Source organism: Streptomyces sp. NBC_00876, from assembly GCF_045207435.1.
Lineage (GTDB): Bacteria > Actinomycetota > Actinomycetes > Streptomycetales > Streptomycetaceae > Streptomyces.
In genome coordinates, this window is record NZ_CP108800.1 from 8,335,964 (window position 1) to 8,358,710 (window position 22,747).

The window sequence follows — 22,747 nt, forward strand, 5'->3', positions numbered from 1 at the left end:
CCGACTCCCTCCTCCGCCTCGCAGCTGCACGCACCGGACCCCGCTCCCTGATCCGGCCTGATCCAAACGAAAGGCCCAGGGGCCGCCACCGGTCTCTTCCCCACCCCTCAGCGCTGATTGGCCGCCATGTCCGTACACACACCTCCGAGAACGGTCTCGGACGGCAGGAAAACCCGACGCCCCGAGGCTACGGGCACGACCGTGAACAGCCGCGCCACGATCGGCCGGCTCCGCCGCCGCGAGGCGGTCGTCGGCATCCTGTTCGTGCTGCCCACCCTCGTCATCTTCGGACTGTTCAAGTTCTTCCCGATCGCGGGCGCCGGCGCCATGAGTCTGACGCGCTACCGTCTCAACGGCGACGTGACCTGGCTCGGGACCGACAACTACACCCGGCTGTTCTCCGACCCCCACTTCTGGCAGAGCCTCGGCGCGACGGCGACGTACGTACTCCTCTTCGTCCCCATGATCATGGCCGTCGCGCTGGCCGGCGCCGTACTGCTGAACAAGATCGTGCGGTTCTCCGGCACCTTCCGCGCCCTGCTGTTCGTGCCCTACCTCAGCTCCTTCGTCATGGCGGGCATCGTCTGGTCATGGATCTTCGCCAGTGACGGACCGCTGAACACGGCGCTGGACAAGATCGGCGCAGGACCCGTGCCGTTCCTCTCCGGTGACCAGCTGCTGGTCCTGGCTTCCCTGGCCCTCGTCGCCGTGTGGAAGGGCTTCGGCTACTCCATGCTCGTCCTGCTCGCCGGACTCAAGGCGCAGCCCGCGGAGGTGCACGAAGCGGCACGCATCGACGGGGCGAACAGCCGGCAGGCGTTCTGGTACATCACCCTGCCCCTGCTGAGGCCCGTGCTCTTCTTCGTGCTCGTCATCGAGACCATCGTCGGATTCCAGGTCTTCGACACGATCTACGTGATGACCGGCGGCGGGCCCAACCGGGCCAGCCACAGCCTCATCTACTTCCTCTACGACGAGGGCTTCAAGTTCCTCGACTTCGGCTACGCGTCCGCGGTCGGCATGGTGCTCTTCGCCATCGTGCTCATCCTCTCCCTGATCCAGCGGCGGTTCGTCGAAGGAAAGGACGCCAAGTGACCACTTCGCACCCGCGCGTCGCCCATCGCAGTCGGGGCCGCGAACGCCTGCGCCGCAGCGGCCCCGGGCTGGCTCTCGCCGTCATCTCGCTGTTCACCGTCGCGCCGCTGATCGCCGTGGTCGTCCTCGCGCTCTCGCCGAAGGACGCCCCCACCCTCCCGCACGCGATCCCGCACGCGCTCACGTTCGACAACATCACCCGCATCTTCGACATCGGCGAGTTCCCCGTCTGGCTGCTGAACTCGCTCGTGTACTCGGCCGTCTCGGTGGTGGTCATCCTCCTCACGGCGTCCATGGCCGCCTACGCCCTCGTACGCAAACGCTTCCCCGGCCGCAACGTCCTGCTCTGGGCCATCGTCGCCACGCTCATGGTGCCGATGCAGGCGACCCTCATCCCCACCTTCATCCTGGTCGCCCGCATGGACGGGGTGAACACGCTCTGGGGACTGATCATGCCCACTCTCGCCAACGCCCAGGCGGTCTTCCTCATCCGGCAGTTCGTCCGCGACCTCCCGGACGAGATCTTCGACGCCGCCCGCATCGACGGCGCGGGGGAGTGGCGCACCTTCGTCGCGATCGTGCTGCCCCTCATCCGTCCGGTGCTGGCGACGCTCGCGATCTTCGTCTTCCTGTGGCACTGGAACGATCTGCTCTGGCCCCTCGTCGTGGGCCAGACCGACGCGGCCCGCACCCTGACCGTGGGGCTCGCCACGCTCCACACCGAGACGGTCTCCACGGCGGACATCATGTCCGCCTCCCTGGTCAGCTTCATCCCGTGCCTCATCGTCTTCCTGGTGCTGCAGCGCCACATCGTCGCCAGCATCACATCGAGCGGAGTCAAGGGATGACGGGCGGCAAGGGGCCGGCAGCGCCGGTGCGGTTCGGCCTCATCGGACTGGACTCACCGCACGCCCCGTCCTTCACCCGTCTCTTCGCAGACGGAATCAACGGCGAGGTGCCGGGTGGCAGGGTCGTCAGCGCGTTCAAGGGCCGGGCGGCGGCCGACTTCCCGCCCAGCCGTGACCGGATCGACGGCTTCGCCGACGAGGTGGCGGGTCTCGGCGTCGAGCTCCGCGAGACCCCGGAAGAGGTCGCCGAAGCCAGCGACGCCCTGCTCGTCGTCGCCGCCGACGCGCGTACCCACCCCGACTACTTCACCCGGCTCGCCCCCTTCGGCAAGCCCGTCTACGTCGACACCCGCTTCGCCCTGTCGACGGCCGACGCGCGGTCCATGCTGGCCACGGCGCACGCGCACGGATGCCTTCCGCTGGCCGGCTCACCGAAGCGGTTCACCCCGGAGTTCCGCAGTGCGCTCACCTCGTTCCGCCCCCGGCGCATCGACCTCACGGGACCGTTGCCGACCCAGCCCGGCCACCCGGGTCTGGCCTGGTACGGGGTACACCTGGTGGACCTCGCGGTTGCCGCGCTCGGCCCCGGCTGCGTGAACGTCGACGCCCGCCGGGGCCGCCGGACCACACTGACATGGCCGGACGGCCGCGTCGCCACACTCGGCGGCGATGCGCAATGGTCGCCCTTCACCCAGGTGCGTGTCAGCGACGGCCAGGAGGCGCGGGAGCTCACCATCGAGGCCGGCCCCCCCATGCTCACCGGTCTGCTCGCCTCGCTCGTCAGCGCGTGCCGTACCGGCAGGCCCAACGTCCCCGAAGCCGAAGTGCTCGACATCGTCGCGATCGTGGAAGCCGCCCGCCGAAGCCGCGTGGCCGACGCGCCAGTATCCGTCTGACGCCCCCTGCCCCCTGCCCCCGGGCCCAAGGCCCGGGGGCAGGGGGCGTCAGACACCCTCAGCCCCCGCCCACCGGCCCGCCCCACGGAACAAGGTGCCACCCCACATGAACGACCCGACCCCGAAGTCGTGCTGCGCCGCGGCCCGCCGGACCGGACCGCTGCCGGAGCCCGGCACACCGGAGGGACCAAGCCGGCGGGAGCGCACGAGTCCGCCGGACCGGGCCGCTATGGTGCGCCTGGCCGGCGGAACGTTCCTGATGGGAACCGACGCGGGGGACGGATATCCCGCCGACGGGGAAGGGCCCGTACGCGAGATCCGGCTCGATCCCTTCTGGGTCGATGTCACCACGGTGACGAACGAGGCCTTCGCCGCGTTCGCCGGAGCGACAGGATGGGTGACGGTGGCCGAGCGGCTGGGCACGTCGTTCGTCTTCGACGGCCTGCTCGACGCGGGGCTCCGGTCCGCGCCCGCCGTGGCCGCGACACCCTGGTGGCGAGAGGTCCGGGGCGCCCACTGGCGCAACCCGGAAGGCCCCGGATCGGACATCGCCGACCGGATGAACCACCCGGTGGTGCACGTCACCTGGCGCGACGCCCGCGCCTTCGCGAAGTGGGCGGGCAAGAGGCTGCCGACCGAGGCCGAGTGGGAGTACGCGGCGCGCGGCGGCCTCGTACAGGCCCGCTATCCCTGGGGCAACGAGCGCGAGCCGGCGGGCGTGCACCGGATGAACGTGTGGCAGGGCGAGTTCCCCACGCGCAACACCGGCGCCGACGGATACCTGGGCACGGCCCCCGCCGACGCGTACGCCCCCAACGGCTACGGCATCCACAATGCCTGCGGAAACGTGTGGGAGTGGTGCGCCGACTGGTTCCACCCCGCCTGGCACGTCACCGGACCCCGGTCCAACCCCGCCGGCCCGCCGCACACCACCGGCAGGAAGGTGATGCGCGGCGGCTCCTACCTCTGTCACGACAGCTACTGCTTCCGCTACCGGGTCGATGCCCGAAGCTCCAACACACCGGACAGCAGCTCAGGCAACATCGGCTTCCGCTGCGTGGCCGCGGACGACTGACGGGCCCACAGGTCCGGGGCCGGTCCGGCCTTCTCAGCCCTCTGGACGTTCGCTGGTGGTGCCGGACGGATCCTCACCCGGATCCTGTGCCATGAACTCCGCCACCAGCGCGGCCGGATTGGCGGCCGAGGTCAGCCCGAACATCGCGTCCGGCTCGAACATGTCGTAGAGAACGACCGGCACCGGGCGCCCCAGGGCCTCCACGATCCGGCCGCTCCCGTGGAGGCGACGGGCCGCCCCGACACAGACCTCGTAGAACCATTCGACCAGCAACTCGTCGCGCCCGTCCGGCTCTTCGTCGTCCTCGTACCGGAGCCCCCGGGACTCCGCCTCTTGCCGGTGCGCCGCCGCGCCCTGCGGATCACACCCGACGGTACGCACCCCTTCGAGAGCCGTCTCGGGGAAGTACGCGTAACTCCAGCGGGTCTCCCAGGCGTCCGAGGCCGTCTGCGCCTGCTGCGCCGACTTCGCGGCGTCGGCCTCGGTCGTGTAGCCGACCGCCACGTACGGAAACCGCGGATCCTGATCGACACTGTCGATGCGGAACGTCACCGCGTAGATCCCGCAGTCGCCCGGAAACCCTGCGACCACCTCACCGGCGAGCCGTTCCACGTAGTGCGCGAATGACATGTGCCCCTCCTGGATCACGTCAAGGATGCCAGGCGGGCCGGCATCGCCGAAGTGGGGTGCCGGAAGCCGGGCCAGAGGCCTGTTCCCACAAGGAACAACATAACTGCACAGATATTGACGCCAGTTGAGGGGCATGCTGCACTTAATCCAACACGCAGGGCATGTCGTACTCGCAGATGTTTACGTTCCCAGGTGCATGCGCATCAGCGGCCGGGACGCCGCTCGGGTCGTGCGCGCCGCATGGTCCAGTCCTCTGCGACTGGCTGTCACTCACCCCCACCAGAGCCGCAGGAGTTCCCCATGCAGCACCTTCTCCGTTGGCCCGTGCTCGCCCTGGGTGTGTCCGTCGCGGTCGTCGCCTCCACCCTGCTCGGGCCCCTGCCCGTGGGAGCCGCCCGGGCTGCCTCCGAGACCGTGGTCGAGGTGACGGCGTTCGGCGCCGACCCGACCGGCCGGCACGACAGCGCCGCCGCGGTCGCCAAGGCCGTGGAGCACGCCGGGACGATCGAGGGTCCGGTGCGGATCGTCTTCCCCCACGGCACCTACCAGATCTATCCGGAGCAGGCCGAGGTCCGCGAGCTGTACGTCTCCAACACCGTCGGCGCCGACCAGACGTACAAGGACAAGCGGATCGGCATCCTCCTCGAGGACATGGACGACGTCACCGTCGACGGCGACGGATCGCATCTGCAGTTCCACGGGCTGATGACCACCTTCGCGGCGATCCGCTCACACCGTGTCACCGTCAAGGACTTCAGCTTCGACTACACCGCCCCGAAGGTGGTCGACGCGACCGTCAGCGAGGCCGGGGTGAGCGACGGCCACGCCTACCGCGTACTGAAGATTCCTGCGGGCAACGGGTTCTCGGTCGGTGACAGGCAGGTGACCTGGCTGGGGGAGACCAGCCCGGCCACCGGCCTGCCGTACTGGTCCGGAGTCAACGGCATGCAGTACACCCAGGTCCACGACCCCGCGGCGAAGCGCACCTGGCGCGGATCCAATCCGTTGTTCCAGGGCGTGGCCTCCATGACGGATCTCGGTGCCCAGAGGCTGCGCATCGACTACAGCACCGGGACAGCGCCGGGCGACCGCGGACTGGTGTACCAGATGCGCCAGACCGTGCGGGACACCCCCTCGGCCCTCCTCTGGGAGTCCAGGGACGTCACCGTCCAGGGCCTGAAGGCCCGCTACCTGCACGGCTTCGGCTTCGTGGGGCAGCTCAGCGAGAACGTCACCATCAAGAACAACGAGTTCCGGACCGACCCCGCCTCCGGACGCACCACGGCCGGATTCGCCGACTTCGTCCAGATGTCGGGGGTCAAGGGCAGGGTGAACATCACCGACAACCTGTTCGACGGCGCGCACGACGACGCGATCAACATCCACGGCACCTACCTGGAGGTGACCGGACGTCCCGCGCCCAACGCGCTCACCCTGGAGTACCGGCACGACGAGACGGCCGGATTCCCGCAGTTCCACGCCGGCGACACGGTGGAGATCGTGGACAAACGGACGATGCTGCCGGTGCCCGGTGTGACGGCCCGGGTCGTGTTCGTCGACGGCCCCTCGGGCCAGGACCACGACAAGTCCCTGACGAGCATGACGGTCACCTTCGACAAGCCCGTCCCGGACTCGGTCAGCCCCCGGGACTTCGTGGTGGAGAACACCACCTACACCCCGTCGGTCGAGATCAGCGGCAACACCTTCCGCGACATCCCCACCCGCGGCGTCCTGGTCACCACACGAAAGCCGGTCGTCATCGAGGACAACGTCTTCGACGGCATGTCGATGGCCAGCATCTTCATCTCCTCCGACGCCTACCAGTGGTACGAGTCCGGTCCGGTCACCGATGTCCTGATCCGCCGCAACACCTTCCAGCGGCCCGCCGGGCCCGTGATCTTCGTCGAGCCGACCAACCAGACCGTGGATGCCGCCCGCCCCGTGCACCGCAACATCCGCGTCGAGAACAACGACTTCGAGACCGGTGACGTGCGGCTGCTCGACGCCAAGAGCGTGGGCGGCATCACCTTCAAGTCGAACAAGGTCGCCCGCCTCGACCGGCACACCACTTTCGCCGCTCAGGCGAAGAACCTGTGCCCGGCACCCGGCAGCACGACTTCCGTGCGTACCGTCACCACCGGCTCGCCGTACTCCACCTCACTGTTCTCCTACCGGGGCTCCTCCGGGGCCGTCATCAGCGGCAACGACTTCGACAACGGCCTCAACCTGCGCGCCGACCTCGATGCCACCGACCCGGCCCAGGTCACCGGCGACGAGGTCGTGAACGGCGCGGACCACGTCCTGCCCCTGCTGCCGACGACGAGCTACACCACCAGCAACGCGACCGTCGCCGGCGTCGACCCGGCCGGAAAGGTCACGGCAGGGTCCGCCGGCACAGCCGTCATCACGCCCGTCACACACAGCCGACTCGGGGACACCACAGGCGTACCGGTCACGCTCACGGTCGGCGCGGACCCCGCCTCGTCCGCCTGCGCCAAGCCGCTGGCCCTGGACCCCGACGCGTGGTCCGTGGTCCGCGACCTGCCAGACCACCGCGCCGTCCTTCCCGGCGACACCCTTCAGCTCACCCCCAGCGGCCGGGGATTCCTGTGGGCCGGCGCCAACAGCGCCCGCAACCTCGTCCTCACCGGCACCGGGAACGGCAGCGGAACCGCGACGGTCAGGATGAGCGGCCGCACGCAACGCGGCTACATGGAGGCCGGTCTCCTCCTCTACCGCGGCGACGACGACTACATCGCCCTCCAGCGCAAGCACAACTCAGGCAGCCCCACCCTCACCCTCTCCTCGGAGCAGGGGGCCCGGGCCGAGGAGCCGTACCGGGCGCCGGATCCCGATCAGGACGACCTCTGGCTGCGTCTGCAGCGCACCGGCGACAGCGTCACCGCCTCGTACTCCCTCGACGGTACGGACTTCACCCGTCTCGGCGATCCGATCGACGCGTCCTGGCTCGGGAGTGCCCGCTTCGGTGTGCTGGCCGAGGTGGAGAGCGTCTCGGACTCCGACATCCCGTTCCGCTTCAGGGACTTCACCGTCGGCGGTTCGCCGGTGCACTTCACCTCCGAGTGGTGACCCGGCACCGCCACTCACCCCGCGGCCGTGACCGGTATCCCTCCCACGTACGCGCAGCCCCTGCACGGCCTGCCGCGGAGCGGATCCACGCACGGCGGTGACGACGGCGGTGGACACGTATGACACGCGCATCGACGAAGCACCCAACACAGGAGCCGAGATGGACAACCGGAAGAGCAACGGGCACAGCGGACCGGCCCGCCGCAGCGTGATACGGATGCTGGGAGCCGGGGCGGTTGTCCTCGCCGCCGGTCCGGTGCTCAGCGAACTGATCCGGCCCTCACGGGCATACGCGGCGGACCGAGTGGCCGGGGCGCCCCTGACCCTCACGAACGTGCACAGCGGCTGCATGCTCGACGTCTACGGCCGCGCACCGGACGACGGCGCCGCGATCATCCAGTGGACGGCCACCGGCTCGCCCAATCAGGAGTGGAGCACGGTCGATCAGGGCGACGGCTGGGTGACGATCGTCTCCACGAACTCGGGCAAGGTGCTCGATGTGTCGGGCGGCCGGACCGACGACGGCGCGCGGGTGATCCAGTGGAGCGGCAGCGGCGCCGCCAACCAGCAGTGGAAGCTGGACGACGCCGGGCAGGGCCGGGTGAAGATCGTCGGCAGAGCGAGCGGGAAGCTCCTCTCGGTCGTGGACTCCGCGACCACTGCCGGCGCCGGGATCGAGATCCGCTCCTACACCGACGACCCGGCCCAGCTCTGGACGGCGACGCCCGCGCCCTACCGGCTGGACGCCACCGCCATCGAGTCACGGCCCGACACACCGCTCGCCAACGCCGGCGGCGTCGCGGGCGGGGTCGCCTACGGTGTGACGCGCAACGGCTGGTCCCGCAACGGGGCGCCCTGGTATCCGGTGAGCGGTGAGTACCACTACGTCCGCCATCCCTCCGCACTCTGGGAGCGGGAGCTGGGCAAGATGCGCGCCGCCGGGGTGGGCATCGCGGCCACCTACGTGTTCTGGAACCACCACGAGCAGACCGAAGGAACCTTCGACTGGACGGGACGCAAGGACCTGAGGGCCTTCGTGGCCGCCGCTCAGCGGCAGGGGATGATGGTCTGGCTCCGCGTGGGCCCGTTCATCAACGCGGAGACCACGGACGGGGGGATCCCCTCCTTCGCCCTGCCCGGTTCACGTACCAACGACGCGGGGTACCTGGCCAAGGTCGACGCCTACTTCGCCCGGATCGCCGCTCAGCTCACCGGCATGTGGGCCAAGGACGGCGGCCCCGTCGTCGGCATTCAGCTCGAGAACGAATTCGCCAACGGCGACCCGGCCCACATCACCACCCTGCGGCAGATGTGCACCGCCCACGGCATGGTGGTGCCCTATTACACGGTCACGGCCAACTCCAGATTCGACAAGGACACCGCGATCCCCCTCCAGGGCGCCTACACCTACCGTGGATGGGAGTGGGGCGCGGGCACCTCGGCCACGTCCGGGTTCATCTACGGCACCGACGAGTGGACCGCCAACACCGACATCGGCGGGGCGACCTACGACACGCTCGACTACCCCCGCGGGTTCTGCGAGCTCGGCACGGGCAGCCCGATGCGCGGGAACGACCGCTTCCTCGTCGAGCGCGAGTACGTAGCGGCGCACGCCTACGACAGTGTGGGGCGAGGCGCCAACTACCTGGGCTACTACATGTTCCACGGGGGGACCCAGATGCCGGGCCTGAGCGGCAACTGGCCGCTCACCTACGACTTCCAGGCACCGCTGGGCGAGTTCGGACAGACCCGGGACTCCTACCACCAGTACCGGCGCCTCCACACCTTTGTCACCACCTGCGCGGAGGAACTCATCAGGACGCGGATCGCCCGCGACCCCGGACAGATCATGGACCCGGCGCAGACCCGCCGGCTGCGTTACATCGGCCGCTTCGACACCGACGGCCGAGGCTTCGCCTTCGTCAACAACACCCAGCGCAACGTCACCCTGCCGGCCCGGTCCGACGTCCAGATCCGGGTGAGCACAGCCGGTGGCACGGTCACGTTGCCCGCCGAGCCGCTGACGATGCCGGAGGGGCGGTACAACTTCTTCCCCGTCATGACCGACCTGAACGGCGTCGACCTGCGCTGGGCCACGCTCGAACCACTGGCGAAGCTCGCCGGCGACGACGTCCCCACCTGGGTCTACTGGGCCCCGGACTGGACGGACCGCGCACTCGCCTTCGACAGCACCACCGACATCACCGCCGAACTGGGCACGGTCACCCAGACGGTGACCGGGAACGAGCGCATCGCGACGCTTCCGGCCGGACAGCGCACCTCGCTGCTGGTGCGCAAGGCCGGGGCCACCGCCCCGGCCGCCAGGATCATCGTGCTCACCGAGGCCGAATCGCTGAGCGCGGTGGTCACCCCGCTCAACGGCCGCGACCGGCTGGTGCTCACCGGCACGGCCAACGTGACCGGTGTGCAGCCGGCCGTGCGATTCAGCGGCCCCGCCGGCAGCAGGATCACCGCCGACATCTTCCCCGCCGAAGGCCTGGCCCCGGCCACCGGGTGGAAGGCGGCTACGACGGAGAAGCCCTTCACGCGCTGCACCTACCAGCTCCCCAAGGCCCCGGCCGCTCCGCAGCTCACCTCCCTGGGCGCCGGCCGGTGGCGTATCAACAGCAGCTCAACGGCGCTCGCGGGTCTGGCCGAGGCCCACCTGGTACTCGACTACCGAGGCGGCGAAGCGACGCTGACCGGTGCGGGAACGAGGATCACGAACGACCTGTACCACGGCGAGAGCTGGACGATCAATCTGAAGAGCCTCGACGAAGCGGCCCGCGCCGACCTGATCCTGGAAATCTCCGCCTGGGACGACGCGATCCAAGGCGTCCCTCGCCCCTCCGGCACCCTTCCCGGCCTGCCCTCATGGACCTGGAAGCCACAGCAGGAAGCCGTCTGGCGCTGATCGGCCGGAGGCGCTGCGAGGCGGTCCAGCACGAGCCGGCCGTCTCACAGCTCGCACACCCGCGGACCCGGCCGCGACAGCACTCCCGAGCTCCCGGAAGAAACCCACAACCAGAAGGGCAGCAGGTGAACGAGGTACCGCGGATGCGTCTGATCGTCCGGCTCGAGAGCGGAGAGGAGAGAGAGTTCGGCCCCTTCGCACTCGGGACAGCGGCTGACGCCGTCGACGCCGGCATGAGTGTCGGCATCAGCGCGACGGCACCCTACCGGGTAACCGCGCGCCCCCCGGCCGGCGAGCGGATCGCGTCCGTCGAGTACCTGCTGCGTGCCCCGATAGGCAACTTCGACGAGGTCGTACCGCCGGACAGCGGCCGGTGGTTCATGAACCTCATGCATGTCACCGGCTTCTGGAAATTCGGCAGACTCGCCCGTTCGAGGATCAACGACGTCAAGGTCCCGCTCTACATGTTCACCGGCCGGGACCAGAACGTGGAACTGGCCATGGGCGTCGTGGGCACTCTCGTCGAGACCGACCTGCGCCTTCTGGAGCCCGTCTCCAATCGCGCGCTGAACGTCCACACCGGCGGCGTCGAGGTGAGTATCCGCCGTGGCACGGAGGACTACCCCCTGCCCCGGTCCGCCTCGGCGGCCGATGGTTCCCTCACCGAGCACGTCTACCTCCTGACCCGGCCGGAGGAAGGAAGTCACGGGCCGTGGATGAATGTCCTGCGGGACTTCTCCGAGCGGACCCGTGACCTGTCCGGGCTGGACGACCGCATCGTCGCGGAGTCGTTCGAACCGTTCTGGTGCAGCTGGACCGACTGGGCCAGCGACGACATCGGTGCGGAGATGGTCCTGGAGAACGTCAGGATCGGCCTCGACGTCGGCGTCCGCAACTTCATCATCGACGACGGCTGGTTCGGGCCCGGTCTCGACACCGCCTACGAAACCCCGCTGAACATCGGCGACTGGAAGCCCGATCCCGAGAAGTTCCCCGACATGCCGGGACTGGTACGCCGTGTCGGGGCGATGGGGGCACGGGCCGTCATCTGGTGTGCCCCGCACGCCGTCGGACCCGCCGCCGACTGTTTCGCCGACCGCCGTCGTCTGCTCATGGCCCCGGGCTCCGGTGAACCCGTCCTGGGCGAGACACAGTTCTACTCCCTGTGCTTCATGAACGCCGAGGCACGCGGCGTGATGGCCGACGTCTGCTTACGGCTGGTCCAGGAGTACGGATTCCACGGAGCCAAGTACGACCTGTTCAACTGGATACCCGACCTGAGGTGCGAGAGCCCGCATCATGAGCACGACCTGGACTCCATGCTCACGGGCCTGCGGATGATGCTGGCGGACGCCGACCGGCGAACGCGTGAAGTGTCCCCGGACTACATCGTCGAGCTCAAGCAGAACTACGGCACGGTGTCCCTCACGCCGTACGGCACCTGTACACGAGCGGGCGACGCCCCGTTCGACCCACGGTCGAACTTCCTGCGGACCCTGCACGTGCAGTCGTACACGCCGACCGCGATCAACGACTACCAGACGTTCGGCCCCCGTGACACGCCGCAGGACATCGCCGTGGCGGTCATCGTCATGCTGGCCGCCGGAATTCCGGCCTACGGCGCGGACTTCTCGAGCCTGTCGGACGAGGGCAAGGACGTGCTCCGGTGGCATCACCGGCTGTACGCGGAGAACATGAGCGGATTCCTGCGGTACCGGACCGCGGACAACACCTCGCACAGCGTCCTGCGCGCGGCGGCCGACGAGCGCGACGTCGTGTTCGTTCTCCAGCCCGCCACATCCTGCCGGATCCACCGGCCGGCCGTCGTTCTCAACGGCGGGTACGCGACCCGGCTGACGGTGGAAGCACCGGACGCCGGGCTCTGCTTCACCGTCCTGTCGCCGACCGGCGAGCCGCTGGCAGCCGGGCGCGAACACCCCGGAGGCTCTCTCGCCATCGACGTTCCGCCGGGCGGAAGCATCGCCTTCGAAACGGCTGCCGGCAGCGAGGTCCCGGTCCGATGACACCGGTATCCGAAGTCCCGTCGCGCGAGCGTTCGACAGCCGCCGCCCGCCGTGCGATGGCCGGGGTGCACAGCGCCGACGACGTGGACCTGTCCCAGGTCACCGCCGTCGTGGCGATCGTGGCCTCGTCCCGGGGCGGCAGCAGTCTTCTTCACCGGATCCTCTCCGACCAGCCGGGCACGCTGTCCCTCGGAGGTGAGCACACCGCCCTGTACAAGCTGAACCGGCTCGACCGGGGCCGCGACGGCTCCGACGCGCTGGAGAGCGACGTCGAGTTCAACTGGTCCGAAATCTCCGCGGACTTCATGTCCCTGCTCGGTTCGGGACCGCCACGCCCACCCGTCGACGCCGCGGCGCGGAGACAGTACACGGACGTCCTGACCCGACGCCTCGCCCTCCAGTGGCCGCTGGAGGAGATCGGTCATGAATCCGTCCGGGACGCCGTCGCCCACGCTGTGCGGACATGTCCCCGTCCCGACGATCCCGGCACTCTGTTCGCCGCTGTCCTGCGTCACCTTCGCACGTGCCATCCCCGTATCGATCCGTCCTTCTACGATCTGCCGCCCGCTCTGCGGGGCGAGCCCGCCACCACCGTCCTGCGCCCGCCCCACGACGGATACTGCATCGAGGAACCGCCCTTCGTCGTCCCGCACGCCCGCACCGCCGTCGATCGTGACGCGCTGCGACACCACCCAGTGGTGATCAAGTCGTCCGTCGACGCCTACCGGCTCCCGCTGCTCCGACGGCTGATGCCGAACGCCAGGATCCGGGTCGTCCATCTCACCCGGAATCCCGCAGCGAGCGTGAACGGGCTCTACGACGGATGGCGGGACCGGGGATTCTTCTCGTACGACGTCTCCGACCGGCACACCCTGAGCATCGCCGGATACTCGGAACTCGGACCGGACGCCCGGCGCTGGTGGAACTTCGACATCCCGCCCGGCTGGGAGAAGCTCGTCGACCAGCCGCTCGAGTGGGTGGGAGCCAACCAGTGGGCGGGGGCGCACCGAGCCGCGCTCGACGCGCTCGGCCCCGACACCGCAGACGCGGTCCTGCGGGTGCCGTTCGAGCAGATCCTCGATCCGGCAACGCGGGAGCGGACCCTGCGGTCCGTCTTCGACTTCGCGGAGATCCGGCAGCCCCCTCAACCCGTATGCCTTCCGGTCGTGATGGCGACCGCCCGGCCCGGCCCGTCGCGCTGGCGCCGGCGCGCCGGTCTCGTACTTCCGGCCGTCGGCCAACCGGAGATACGGGAGGTCGCGGACGAGCTCGGCTACCGCAAGGGGGAGGAGGACCGATGGCTGTGACCTCCGCCGCGTACCACGGGCCGGGCTGGCGCGTCCGCCACGGGCGGCACGAGGACGACATCGCGGCCGGTGAGACATGGGCGCCGTTGCGTGTGAGGCGCGAATCCGACCGGCTCACCGACATCGTCCTGCACTGCCCGTCCGCCGCACTTCTCACCAGCGGTGAGCCGGACGCGCTGCAACACCTCGAACGGATCGACCACGCCGCGCTCCGCCGCGACATCGAGGCACTGGCCGAGGCGTACGGCGCGCTGGGCATCACCGTGCACGAGCTGCCCGCCGCGGAGCCGCCCGGCAGCACCGTTCACGACGTGCCCGCCGCGGAGCCGCCCGGAAGGAATCCGTACCGCGGTGCCAACGCGATGTACGTGCGCGACCTGCTCTGGATGACCGGGGCGGGCGCTGTGATCCCTCGGATGGCGAGCGCCGTCCGCGCGGGCGAGGAGATGCAGGCCCTCAGGCTCTGCGCCCGTCTCGGCGTACCGGTGGCCCGGACCATCGGCGCCGACGGTGTCTTCGAAGGCGCCGACGCCCAGTGGCTGCGTTCCGATCTCGTCGCCGTGGGCCTCGGCGCGCGTACGAACGCTGCCGGTGCGCGACAGGTCGCGGACGAGGCCGGGCAGCAGGGCGCACGGGTCCTGCGGCTGTCCGTGCCGGCCGGGATCCAGCACCTGCTGGGTGTTCTCCAGGTGCTCGACACGGACCTGCTCGCGGCCCGGACCTCGATGATGAACCCTGCGGAGGTCAGGCACCTGCGTGAGCAGGGCTTCACGGTCGTCGACATCCCCGAGTCCGACGAGGTCCGCACCCACCTGGCATTCAACTTCGTCACGGTGGCACCACGGGCGGTACTCATGCCGTCCGGGTCCCGTCACACGGCGGCTCTGCTGTCGCGCCACGGAGTCGAGTGCGTCGCCCGTGTCCCGATTCCGGAACTCATCAAGGGCGCAGGAGGAATCGCCTGCGCCACAGGAACTCTCGCCCGCACTTCCCAGGACTGAGGTAGCTCCAGATGCCGACACTCAGCGTCGTCGTGCCCTTCTACAACGTCGCCCCGTACTTCCCCGAACTGCTGGAGTCCCTGGCCGCGCAGCACCTCGATGACATCGAAGTCGTTCTGGTCGACGACGGCTCGAGCGACAGCAGCCCGCAGATCGCCTCTTCGTGGGTGGCCAAGGACGAGCGCTTCTCCCTCGTCACCCAGCCCAACCGCGGTCTCAGCGCCGCCCGCAACGCCGGCGCCGAGCAGGCGACCGGCACCTATCTGGCGTTCGCCGACTCCGACGACGTCGTACCGCCGACGGCCTACCGGGCACTGGTGGACTCGCTGGAGTCCACCGGCTCCGACTTCGCGTCCGGGGACGTACGGCGCCTCAACTCCGAGGGAACCCACCGCCATCCCCGGTACGCCGATGTCTTCGCCGCCGCGCGCCGCCGCACCCACATCACCCGCGACCATGACCTGATCCTCGACCGGATGATCTGGAACAAGGTGTTCCGGCGGTCGTTCTGGGACCTCCACCGGCTCGCCTTCTCCCTGGCCCAGTACGAGGACGCGCCGGTCACGGTGCGGGCTCACATCGAGGCACAGGCGGTCGACGTCGTCGGGCAGGTCGTGTACCACTGGCGCATCCGGGAGGCCGGGGAGCCCTCGATCACGCAGCGGCTGTACGAGCCCGACAACATCGCGGCTCGCATGCGCATGATGGTGGACACCGGAGACATCCTCCGGGAGCACGCCCCCGGACTCCTGCCCGCCTACGAGCGGGACATGTGCCTCGGTGACCTGCGGATCGCGATGCTCGCGATGCTCGAGAACACCGATGCCGCGATGGCGACGGCCCTGGACCTGGGCCGCGGATTCCTCGGCCGGGTCGATGAGCGGGTGCTCGAGGCGCTGCCCGCGGCGAACCGGCACCGGCTCGCCCTTCTCCTGACAGGCAAGTCCGACGAGCTCCGTGAGGACCTGCGTGCTGACGGACAGTAGCGCGACGGACAGCCCACCGGACGCTCCCGCACCACCGAGGCCGGCCTGGCAGCTGCTGCGCCAGGAAGCGGATTTCCGGCGCGTCTACCTGTCCCAGCTGGTCAGTCTCGGCGGTGACTGGTTCGCGATGATCCCGCTCCTGGCCCTGCTCCAGGAGCTGACCGGCGCCCCCCAGTGGGGGGCGCTGGTCCTCGCGGCCGACACGCTGGTGATCGCCGCGCTGTCCCCGTACGCCGGGGTGATCGTCGACCGGGTGGACCGCCGGCGGCTGATGGTTCTCTGCGATCTGCTGTCCGCCGGCTTCATCGCCACCCTGTTCCTCGTGCGAACCGAGTCGACGGCGTGGATCGCCCTGATCGCCCTGGGCGGCGTCGCGGGCGTGAAGGCGTTCTACGGTCCCGCCGCGAACGCCGCCCTGCCCAATCTGGTGCCCAAACCGGATCTGCTGACCGCCAACGCCCTCGGCGGAGGTGCCTGGGGAGTGATGCTCGCCGTGGGCGCCTCGCTGGGTGCGCTCCTCGCCTCCGCCGTCGGCACCTACTGGTGTTTCGCCATCGACGCGGTCTCCTTCTGTGTCTCCGCGGCTCTGGTCCAGCGGGTACGCAAGCCCTGCGGTGAAAGCCGGGGCGGGAAGGCGCGGGGAGGCGTGCGCGAGGATCTGCGCGAGACCGCCTCGTTCGCCCGCGAGGACCGCCGAATCGTGGCCCTGCTGCTGGCCAAGCCGGGAACCGCCCTGGGGAACGGGGTGCTGGCGCTGTTCCCCGCCCTGGGCGCTGCCGTGTTCCACGTGGGCGCTGCCGGAGTGGGCCTCCTGTACGCCGCACGGGGAGTGGGAGCGCTGATCGGTCCCGTGCTGGGGCGCCGGCTCCTGTCGGGGCGAGAGGGCCGGATCCGCCTGCTCACCCTGGCCGCGACACTCACGTTCGGCCTCGCCTACGCGGGATTCTCCCTGGTCACCTGGTTCCCGATGGCTGTCATGCTGGTCGTTCTGGCCCATGTCGGGGGCAGCATGAACTCCACCCTGTCGTCCTTCTCCCTTCAGTCGGCGACGCCGGACGGCATCCGCGGGCGGGTACTGAGTGTCGACTTCATGTTCTCCACTCTGTCCCTCGGGGTGAGTCAACTGGTGGCGGGGGGCCTCGCGATGACCCTGGACGCGACGGACGCCGCCCTGTGCATCGCCGGCATTGTGATCATCTACGGCGTCCTCTGGTGGACACTCTCCGGAAACCTGTCCCGGACCCACTCAGCCGTGTGAGGGGAGGTGCCGCCGCGTCAGGCCGCGCCGGGACTGCTGCCGAGCGCGCAGTGCGCGCCCCCTTCCAGGAGTTGTTCCACCTCGCGGTGGGCGGAATCGACGATCGCGCGGACGCACCGCGACGCATCGTCCGGGCGGCCGTCGGCGATGGCCTCGGCCACCTCCATATGGCGGCGTACGGCGTCCACGTCCACGTGGTCCGGCATCAGGGGCAGGTCGCGGCGGGCGAGGAGAAGCTCCTCGGTGACCTCGGAGAGCTGGGCGAACATCCCGTTCCCCGACGCGTTCAGCAGCGCCCGGTGAAAGGCCAGGTCCGCCGCTATGAAGCCCTGGATGTCATCGGCGCGGGCGACAGCCTCCATCGCCTGCGCGAGCTCGACGAGTGATCTCCGGGTGCCGTGCGACGCACCCACCGCGGCCAGGGCGGCGGCGGAGGGCTCCACCGCCGCCCGCAACTCGGTGAGTTCGCGCAGCTGGGCGCTGCGGAAGGGCGAGGCCAGTCGCCATCGGATGACCTGGGGGTCGTAGAGGTTCCACTCGGCCATCGGCCGTACGGTGATTCCCACGCGGGGCCGGCTCGTGACGACCCGCTTCGACTCCAGGACCCGGACCGCCTCGCGTGCCACGGTCCGCGAGACTCCGTACCGGTCCTGTACGTCCTCGAGACGCAGTACGTCGCCCGCACGGATCTCCTCCGCGGCGAGGGATTCCCCGATCCGCTCGACCACCTGACCGTGCAGTCCGTGAAGTTCCACGCCACTCCCTGTAGCTCGTTCCCAAAACGCCGGCCCCTGCCGATCCTGTCGTTCCGCGCACGTCAACGAGGATCGGCGAGCCTGCGCAGGAGAGCGCCCACCCGGTCGCCGGCGCCCCGGGCACCGCCCGCTGTCAAGGCCGAACCGATCCCGCAGGCCACCGCACCCGCGGCGATCCATTCCGGCGCGTTGTCGATTGTCACACCTCCCGTGGGCAGCACGGGCGCCTGGGGGAGTGCGGCCCGCACGTCGCGCAGCCAGGCGGGTGAGACGGCCGATGCCGGAAAGAGCTTCAACGCGTCAGCACCCTCCTCCAGGGCGCGCACCATTTCGGTGGGCGTGGCAACGCCGGGGAAGACCGGAACCCCGTAGCGGTGTCCCGTGCGGATGACCTCCGGATGGAGGCTCGGCGATACGAGGAAGCGGGCGCCCGCTTCGACGGCGGCGCGTGCCGCAGCCGCGTCGATGACGGTGCCCGCGCCGAGCAGCGCGTCAGGGCGGGTCTCGGCGAGGCGGGCCAGGGCGGTGAGAGCACGTGGTGTGGTCAGGGCGATCTCCACGGCGTGCAGCCCGGCGTCCAGCACGGCTTCCGCCGCCGCGACGGCCTCGGCAGGACCTGCCGTGCGGATGATGCCGAACACGCGCTGTGCGGTGACGGCCTGGGTGGTTTCCCATCGGTACATGACGTTCCTGCGCTTCCGTTCGTGAAGTGGTGTGCCGGCCCGGTGTGGTCCGTTCGTCGCCGTCACCGCAGGACGGTTTCCGCGTGGGTGCCTGTGAAGCCGGCCAGAGCGCGGTCGAGTCCGGCCCGGTCGGGCAGTCCGTCCGTGTCCGTGGGGCACTGGACGACCAGCGCCGCGACAGCGGCGCCCTGGCGCAGGCACTGGTCCGGGCCGTGACCACGCAGCAGACCGGAGAGGAAGCCCGCGGCGAAGGCGTCCCCCGCTCCCACGGGGTCGGCGACCGGGACGCCGAAGGCGGGCCGGCGGCAGGCATCGCCCCCACGGGTCAGGCAGGTGGCCGACTTTTCGCGGTGCTTGACGACGACCGTGGTGGGCCCGGCCTCCAGCAGGGAGGCCGGATGCGTGATGCCGAGCAGCTCCCATTCGTCCTCGCCCGCCAGCACCACGTCGGCGTGGGCCAGCAGCGGGCCGACGACCTCGCGCCAGCGGGCAGGGGAGCCGAGCTTGTGGCGGATGTTCGGATCGAACGAGAGCTTCGCCCCGGCGGCTCGCGCCAGTTCGACCAGACGCCAGGTCGCCCGGTTCGCCGAGGCCGACAGCATCGGGTTGATCCCGGTGATGTGCACGAGCCGTGCCCCCTCGAACATGCCGGGCTCCAGTTCGTCCGGCGACAGCCGGGAAGCGGCCGAACCCGCGCGCAGATACTGCACGTCGATCGCACGCGCCGGATGACTGTCACGGATGAGGACGCCGGTCGGGGCCTCAGGGTCCGTCACCGCGTACGAACTGTCCACGCCCTGCGCGCGGAGCTGGGCCAGCACGGCAAGCGCGTCATGCTCCGCTTCGACGGCGTATACAGCTATGCCCGGCTGTGGGTGAACGGCACCGCCGTACGCACCCACGACGGCGGCTTCACCACGTGGTACGCCGACATCACCTCTCTGGTGACACCGGGGCGCAAGGCGGTCCTCACCCTCGGCGTCACCGACCGGCCGACCAGCATCGCCGGCCAGTCCGACTACGCGCACCACATCATCGGCGGCATCCTGCGCGATGTGATACTCGTGGCCCTCCCGGCCTCCCACCTCACGAGGCTGCACGCGGACACGACATTCGACAGCGCGTACAAGGACGCGACGCTCACGGTGACGGCGGCCGCGGCGGTCCAGGCAGGGCAGAGCGGAACAGTGAAGCTCACCCTCACCGATCCGGCGGGGCGACCGGTCGCGATCACGCCGTCGAAGATCACTCTGACCGGGGCGGATCCCCAGCAGCAGGGGGTGATTCCGGTCAGAGCCCCGCTCAAATGGGACGCGGAACACCCCCACCTGTACACCCTGAAGGCGACGTTCACCGCTGGAGGTGTTTCGCAGACGGTGACCCGGGCGATCGGATTCCGCCAGGTCAAGGTCGAGGGCAATCAACTGATCGTCAACGGCAAGCCTGTTCACCTGCTGGGTGTCTGCCACCACAGCATCACGGAGAAGCAGGGCCGTTCGACGAACCCGGACATGGAGGAGCAGGCCGCCCGGCTCTACAAGGAGGCGAACTGCAACTTCATCCGTACCTCGCACTACCCGCCGACACCGGCGCTGCTCGACTGGGCCGACCGCCTCGGACTCTACGTCGAGGTCGAGGCGCCCGTCTGTTTCCAGCAGGGCACGGTCGACGACCCCGCATATACCGAGCAGTACATGACGCAGTTCGCCGAGATGATCGAGCGGGACCGCAGCCACGCCGGCGTGGTCGAGTGGTCGGTCGGCAACGAGAGCGGCATGGGGCGCAACTTCGCCTCGGAGAACACCTACGCCCACGAGACCGACCCCTCACGCCCGACGCTCTTCGAGGACATGGGGCAGCACAACGGGGGAACCCAGACCGACATCTACAGCGGTCACTACCCCAACCTCCAGAACGCCAACGGCAACCCCGGCCAGCCCATCCAGTACGGCGAGTTCGCCCACGTGCCGTGCTACAACGTGGGCACGCTGAAGGAAGACCCCGGGGTGCGCGACTACTGGGGCCACAGCATCGCGAAGCTGGCGGTCAAGTTCCGTGCCACGGACGGAGTCGTGGGCGGTGCCATCTGGGCGGCCATCGACGAGGTGTTCCATCTGGCCAACGGGCCGGTGGGATACGGCGAATGGGGCATCATCGACCTGTGGCGGCGCCGCAAGCCCGAGTTCTGGCTCACCAAGAAGGCCTACTCTCCGGTACAGATCGTGGACGGGGTACTCACCGGCCTGACCCCCGGACGCTCGATACCGGTGCCCGTCACGAACTGGCACGACCACAGCAACCTCGGCGAACTGACGGTGAGCTGGCAGACGGGCAGCAGGTCGGGCACCCTCAAGGGCGTCGACATCGCGCCCCGGCAGAGCGGCACCCTGACCGTCCCGGCCGGCGCCTGGTCGGCCCGCGACACCCTCCGGCTCACCTTCCGGCGTGGATCGGCGCTCGTGGACGACTACCGCCTCTCGCTCAACACCCGGGCGAAGCCGTCCTTCCCCCCCCCCCCGACAGCGGCGCGGCGCCCACCGTCGTCGAGACCGCGGACACCATCACCGTCACGGGCGTCGACGCACCGTTCACAGTGGTGTTCGACAAGCACACCGCGCGGCTCACCGAAGCATCCGCCGACGGCACGGTGATCCTCACCAGCGGCCCGGACCTGGTGATCTCCCGTACGGTACCCGGTCAGTGGGCGGGAACGTCGGCGAGTGCGAGGACGGCCGACGGACAGGTGACCGTCACCTTGAAGGGCCGTTTCGGCGCCATCGAGACCACCGTCGCGGTGGCGGTCAGCCCCCGTGGACTGCTGACGACGACGTATACGATCGCCAACCCGCCCTCCGGCCAGGTCAGCGACGTCGGCGTACGGTATGTCCTCGCCGACGGGACGGACACCCTGAGCTGGCAGCGCGATGCGCAGTGGACGGCGTACCCCGACGACCACATCGGCCGGGCCGCAGGCACCGCGACCCGCGACCGGGCATCAGGCGCCGACGGATACCGCACGAGGCCTGACTGGCCATGGGCCCAGGACACGCACAGTTACTTCCTGTTCGGCAAGGACGGCGCCGCGCACTGGACCAATGACTTCCGCAGCACCAAGGCGCAGGTCCGGGTCGCCAAGGCCACCACGGGCACGGCAGGACCGGGCGTACAGGTCGAGTCGGACGGCACCGACTCGGTCCGGCTGGCACCGATCGAGCCGGTGCTGATCGACGACGCGTCCCCGGACATCGTCTACATTGGTGCCTGGACCCACGAGGACGCGAGTGCGGACTACACCGCCGGCGACCTGTTCGGCACGGAGTCCTTCACCGACGTGGCGGGGGCGGCGGCGGAGCTGACGTTCACGGGCACCGGTGTCGGTCTGTACTCCGCCCGGGCGGACAACCTCGGCATCGTGAAGATCTCGGTGGACGGCAAGCCCGCCGAGACGGTCGACCTCTACGGACCGGGCAAGGTGCCGGCTCAACTCGTCTTCCGGAGCACATCGCTGGCGTACGGACGGCACACCGTCAGGGGGGAGTGCACCGGAACCAAGAACGCCGCTTCGAAGGGCATCTACGCGCTCGTCGACGCGTTCCAGGTGGTGGACCCGGTGGTCGACGACGCCTCGGACAAGGTCCTCCACACGGGGTCATGGACGCATGCGGACTCGACCGAGACGTGGACCGGCGGCGATCTGGGACGCACCGAATCCTTCAGCGGCAGTGCGGGCGACACGGCGACCGTCAGGGTCTGGGGCACCGGCGTCCGCGTCATCTGCCCCAAGGGTCCCGGTCAGGGAATCGCCGAGATCTCCGTCGACGGCGGGAGCGCGACCGAGGTGGACCTCTACGCGTCGGACAAGCAGTTCCAGCAACGGGTGTTCGAACGCTCCGGTCTGGCGGAGGGCGAGCACACCGTCAGCGTGCGCGTGACGGGCCGCAGGAACGCCGCCGCCTCCGACGCCCTTGTGGTCCTCGACGCGTTCGAGGCGCTGACGAGCGACTCGTTCCCGCGCCGGGCTCCCGGAGTCGGCCTGATCGTCAGCGCCCGTATCAACTACCCGGACCTGGCCTGGGGGAACTACATCGACCCCGCGATCACGCTGCCGGCCGGCTGGAGCGGCACGGCGCGGGTGCGACTGCTGCCCTGACCGTCCGTCCGGGCAGCATCACGGACGGGGGCTGC

At 69.8% G+C, this 22,747-nt stretch carries 17 protein-coding genes; 13 read left to right on the forward strand and 4 right to left on the reverse strand.

What is annotated here, in order from left to right; translation table 11 throughout:
• Positions 1 to 201 precede the first annotated feature (201 nt).
• The 4 genes from OG782_RS36370 (at position 202) to OG782_RS36385 (ending at position 3,914) form a co-directional block, all read left to right on the forward strand.
• Positions 202 to 1,095, forward strand: a complete 894-nt coding sequence (locus tag OG782_RS36370; protein ID WP_406458500.1) for a carbohydrate ABC transporter permease — start codon at positions 202 to 204, stop codon at positions 1,093 to 1,095.
• On the forward strand, positions 1,092 to 1,943 hold the full coding sequence (locus OG782_RS36375) for a carbohydrate ABC transporter permease (protein WP_406458502.1): 852 nt from the start codon (positions 1,092 to 1,094) through the stop codon (positions 1,941 to 1,943). Before OG782_RS36370 ends, OG782_RS36375 begins: the two co-directional genes overlap by 4 nt.
• Positions 1,940 to 2,839: a hypothetical protein gene (locus OG782_RS36380; RefSeq protein WP_406458504.1), complete on the forward strand. Its 900-nt coding sequence runs from the start codon at positions 1,940 to 1,942 to the stop codon at positions 2,837 to 2,839. The genes OG782_RS36375 and OG782_RS36380 overlap by 4 nt, the downstream gene beginning before the upstream one ends.
• Before the next feature lie 106 nt (positions 2,840 to 2,945).
• On the forward strand, positions 2,946 to 3,914 hold the full coding sequence (locus tag OG782_RS36385) for a formylglycine-generating enzyme family protein (protein ID WP_406458506.1): 969 nt from the start codon (positions 2,946 to 2,948) through the stop codon (positions 3,912 to 3,914).
• A gap of 33 nt (positions 3,915 to 3,947) precedes the next feature.
• Here OG782_RS36385 and OG782_RS36390 read toward each other — a convergent pair whose 3' ends face one another.
• Entirely contained in the window at positions 3,948 to 4,544 is a 597-nt protein-coding gene (locus tag OG782_RS36390) for a hypothetical protein (RefSeq protein ID WP_406458508.1), read from the reverse strand.
• Between the two features lie 300 nt (positions 4,545 to 4,844).
• Between OG782_RS36390 and OG782_RS36395 the strand changes: the two genes are divergently transcribed.
• From OG782_RS36395 to OG782_RS36425, 7 genes are all read left to right on the forward strand, one after another.
• The gene (locus OG782_RS36395) at positions 4,845 to 7,634 is read left to right on the forward strand and encodes an alpha-1,3-galactosidase (protein ID WP_406458510.1); all 2,790 of its coding nucleotides are present in this window, start codon (positions 4,845 to 4,847) and stop codon (positions 7,632 to 7,634) included.
• A gap of 160 nt (positions 7,635 to 7,794) precedes the next feature.
• Positions 7,795 to 10,548 (forward strand): beta-galactosidase, encoded by a 2,754-nt coding sequence (locus tag OG782_RS36400; protein WP_406458512.1) that lies wholly within the window; start codon positions 7,795 to 7,797, stop codon positions 10,546 to 10,548.
• Between the two features lie 125 nt (positions 10,549 to 10,673).
• Complete coding sequence (locus OG782_RS36405) at positions 10,674 to 12,572, forward strand: alpha-galactosidase (protein ID WP_406458514.1); 1,899 nt, start codon at positions 10,674 to 10,676, stop codon at positions 12,570 to 12,572.
• Positions 12,569 to 13,879 (forward strand): hypothetical protein, encoded by a 1,311-nt coding sequence (locus OG782_RS36410; protein ID WP_406458516.1) that lies wholly within the window; start codon positions 12,569 to 12,571, stop codon positions 13,877 to 13,879. Before OG782_RS36405 ends, OG782_RS36410 begins: the two co-directional genes overlap by 4 nt.
• Positions 13,870 to 14,880, forward strand: a complete 1,011-nt coding sequence (locus OG782_RS36415) for a dimethylarginine dimethylaminohydrolase family protein (protein ID WP_406458518.1) — start codon at positions 13,870 to 13,872, stop codon at positions 14,878 to 14,880. The genes OG782_RS36410 and OG782_RS36415 overlap by 10 nt, the downstream gene beginning before the upstream one ends.
• An 11-nt stretch (positions 14,881 to 14,891) precedes the next feature.
• Entirely contained in the window at positions 14,892 to 15,866 is a 975-nt protein-coding gene (locus tag OG782_RS36420; protein WP_406458520.1) for a glycosyltransferase family 2 protein, read from the forward strand.
• Positions 15,850 to 17,124: an MFS transporter gene (locus OG782_RS36425; RefSeq protein WP_406458522.1), complete on the forward strand. Its 1,275-nt coding sequence runs from the start codon at positions 15,850 to 15,852 to the stop codon at positions 17,122 to 17,124. Before OG782_RS36420 ends, OG782_RS36425 begins: the two co-directional genes overlap by 17 nt.
• Positions 17,125 to 17,141: 17 nt before the next feature.
• On the opposite strand, the gene OG782_RS36430 is transcribed toward OG782_RS36425, so the two are convergent.
• From OG782_RS36430 to OG782_RS36440, 3 genes are all read right to left on the reverse strand, one after another.
• The gene (locus tag OG782_RS36430; RefSeq protein WP_406458523.1) at positions 17,142 to 17,879 is read right to left on the reverse strand and encodes a FadR/GntR family transcriptional regulator; all 738 of its coding nucleotides are present in this window, start codon (positions 17,877 to 17,879) and stop codon (positions 17,142 to 17,144) included.
• Positions 17,880 to 17,941: 62 nt separating this feature from the next.
• On the reverse strand, positions 17,942 to 18,562 hold the full coding sequence (locus OG782_RS36435; RefSeq protein ID WP_406458525.1) for a bifunctional 4-hydroxy-2-oxoglutarate aldolase/2-dehydro-3-deoxy-phosphogluconate aldolase: 621 nt from the start codon (positions 18,560 to 18,562) through the stop codon (positions 17,942 to 17,944).
• Between the two features lie 62 nt (positions 18,563 to 18,624).
• Positions 18,625 to 19,383 (reverse strand): sugar kinase, encoded by a 759-nt coding sequence (locus tag OG782_RS36440; RefSeq protein ID WP_406458527.1) that lies wholly within the window; start codon positions 19,381 to 19,383, stop codon positions 18,625 to 18,627.
• A gap of 12 nt (positions 19,384 to 19,395) precedes the next feature.
• Here OG782_RS36440 and OG782_RS36445 point away from each other — a divergent pair, with 12 nt between their 5' ends.
• Together OG782_RS36445 and OG782_RS36450 are read left to right on the forward strand one after the other, a co-directional pair.
• Complete coding sequence (locus tag OG782_RS36445) at positions 19,396 to 21,213, forward strand: glycoside hydrolase family 2 TIM barrel-domain containing protein (RefSeq protein WP_406458529.1); 1,818 nt, start codon at positions 19,396 to 19,398, stop codon at positions 21,211 to 21,213.
• On the forward strand, positions 21,159 to 22,712 hold the full coding sequence (locus tag OG782_RS36450; protein ID WP_406458531.1) for a hypothetical protein: 1,554 nt from the start codon (positions 21,159 to 21,161) through the stop codon (positions 22,710 to 22,712). Before OG782_RS36445 ends, OG782_RS36450 begins: the two co-directional genes overlap by 55 nt.
• Positions 22,713 to 22,747 lie beyond the last annotated feature (35 nt).

What these genes read in the sequence shown, in the direction of transcription:
- OG782_RS36380 (WP_406458504.1), top strand. Translation starts at nt 1,940, where the DNA reads ATGACGGGCGGCAAGGGGCCGGCAGCGCCGGTGCGGTTCGGCCTCATC.
- OG782_RS36445 (WP_406458529.1), top strand. Translation starts at nt 19,396, where the DNA reads ATGCTCCGCTTCGACGGCGTATACAGCTATGCCCGGCTGTGGGTGAAC.
- OG782_RS36400 (WP_406458512.1), top strand. Translation starts at nt 7,795, where the DNA reads ATGGACAACCGGAAGAGCAACGGGCACAGCGGACCGGCCCGCCGCAGC.
- OG782_RS36420 (WP_406458520.1), top strand. Translation starts at nt 14,892, where the DNA reads ATGCCGACACTCAGCGTCGTCGTGCCCTTCTACAACGTCGCCCCGTAC.
- OG782_RS36390 (WP_406458508.1), bottom strand. Translation starts at nt 4,544, where the DNA reads ATGTCATTCGCGCACTACGTGGAACGGCTCGCCGGTGAGGTGGTCGCA.
- OG782_RS36395 (WP_406458510.1), top strand. Translation starts at nt 4,845, where the DNA reads ATGCAGCACCTTCTCCGTTGGCCCGTGCTCGCCCTGGGTGTGTCCGTC.
- OG782_RS36385 (WP_406458506.1), top strand. Translation starts at nt 2,946, where the DNA reads ATGAACGACCCGACCCCGAAGTCGTGCTGCGCCGCGGCCCGCCGGACC.
- OG782_RS36435 (WP_406458525.1), bottom strand. Translation starts at nt 18,562, where the DNA reads ATGTACCGATGGGAAACCACCCAGGCCGTCACCGCACAGCGCGTGTTC.
- OG782_RS36415 (WP_406458518.1), top strand. Translation starts at nt 13,870, where the DNA reads ATGGCTGTGACCTCCGCCGCGTACCACGGGCCGGGCTGGCGCGTCCGC.
- OG782_RS36410 (WP_406458516.1), top strand. Translation starts at nt 12,569, where the DNA reads ATGACACCGGTATCCGAAGTCCCGTCGCGCGAGCGTTCGACAGCCGCC.